We start from the raw sequence: 1,649 nt of genomic DNA, 5'->3' as shown, positions 1-1,649 counted from the left end.
TCTCTCTCTCACGGTTTTAATTGATCGTGAGTGAGATTGTGTGGGTCGCCCCCGGTGTGTTTGGTGGCTGGCTTTGATGGGATTTTAGGTAGCGAAAAGGGGTGAGTTGAATTCACCCCCCCTCAGTAGCCTATTACGCTGCCTGAAAAACAAGCACGCCAGTCTGTGCTAGCACTGGCGCGGCTTTAGATAGACTAGGTTGCCTATTTATCCGCCATAGCTGTGGAATAATTCCTGATTACCTTGATTCAAAGCATGGCTTTTTGTTCAGACATACACATCTATTAATGGTGGAGGATCGTCCTGGTCCACTTTGGTTACTGAATCGACGCTGCGAATATGGTCTTTCATCAACTCCATCATTGCCAGCTTGCCACGCAGGAACTCCGTGTGGTTGGCAGGCAAACCACGCCGGCGCAGGAGCCTTAACGCGATGTCAGACTCCGTGACCAACAGTGCTGCAAGGCTGGCATGGGCCTTCATCAGCTGAGTGGGGGATAGGGTCTCTTCCATAGTGATACAAGTTCCATATAAATTACTTGATGCCTGTTCTGCACTGAACGGCCAACGTATTTAATCAATGACTAAGTTGCAGTCGGACAAGTTAACAGTCTGTACTCCAAAGATTCCTCAATATTTATGCCAAAGGCATAGATTAGAATCTACACTGGAAGCAGCGCCCAGCAATTAACGTTATCCCTAACAGCTGATGGCAAAAATCACGCAGGGACTGGCCCGCCTGAATGGTGGACCGACCGGGAGGATTGCGTGCATTTAGACGGGAACGCTGACTGGGTGGGCGGTGAGGATGGCTATGGGCTTTGAAGTGATTGGCCGCACTGCTGCCGGCCCATCAATGAACAAAGCCGGTGAGGATTGCTCCGGCACCGGCTTTACTTACAAGGAAAGAAACTCTGTCCCTATTTTTGCTGGAATATGTGAATTAGCACGGATGTCCGATCATCCGGCTGGAATGGTTTAGTGATAACCGTATACGTACCTGGAGGAAGCTCAAACGTGAGAAACATATTGTCTATATCTTTCCCTGGATAGGCTGAATCGAACACAATCATGTCTTTGGAGTTGAACTCAACCTCCATCGACTCAGCAGGGTCCGAGAAGTCAAGGTCCTGTACTGTTCCCAGTCTCTCTATCACGTCCACATCAGGGTCAGCATAATAAACGCGCACGATCAAAGGGGGCTGCTCGGTTTGCCGCCAAATCATCGTTTCTAGAGGCTCATCCCCAAGAACCATTGCTTGCCGGTCTCCTAAGGGAGTTTTCCCCAAATAGTCTGAAACACTACAAGCTCTCTCGTAGTCATTGGCGAAAGTGTTGTCTTGACCATTTGCAACGCTATTTCCTTCTACTCCAAGCCATTGCTGTAAGAGTTCACTCTCGATGCATAGAAGAGGACCACCCCCAGATTTAATCCACTTTAATGCTGTGCTCATGATCGCTATTTCTTCTGCACCCACCGAAGCCATCCACCTTGTTCATTACTACAGTTACGGCAATGTGGGTAATACCGCTGGGGCTTAATCGGCATAGGGGCGACCAGATGTTCTGGCCGACCCCTGCCACACCACCCGGCATGCGGGTCCGCACCGGGCGGTTGGAGCAGTTGAGGTCAATCTGCCTCCAATTGA

At 49.9% G+C, this 1,649-nt stretch carries 3 protein-coding genes; all 3 read right to left on the bottom strand.

The features are described from left to right. Positions 1-267: 267 nt before the first annotated feature. Positions 268-513: a hypothetical protein gene (locus CSQ89_RS21425; protein ID WP_099407976.1), complete on the bottom strand. Its 246-nt coding sequence runs from the start codon at positions 511-513 to the stop codon at positions 268-270. 407 nt (positions 514-920) lie between these two features. After that, complete coding sequence (locus CSQ89_RS21420) at positions 921-1,478, bottom strand: Imm21 family immunity protein (RefSeq protein WP_158229089.1); 558 nt, start codon at positions 1,476-1,478, stop codon at positions 921-923. After that, positions 1,429-1,649, bottom strand: a 221-nt coding sequence (locus CSQ89_RS23430) for a hypothetical protein (RefSeq protein WP_233203419.1), incomplete at its 5' end; no start/stop codon positions are given. The genes CSQ89_RS21420 and CSQ89_RS23430, both read right to left, overlap by 50 nt.

Source organism: Chitinimonas sp. BJB300 (assembly GCF_002735695.1).
GTDB lineage: Bacteria > Pseudomonadota > Gammaproteobacteria > Burkholderiales > Chitinimonadaceae > Chitinimonas.
The sequence above is the reverse complement of the archived record's forward strand: the minus strand, read 5'-3'. Positions and strand labels throughout refer to the sequence as shown.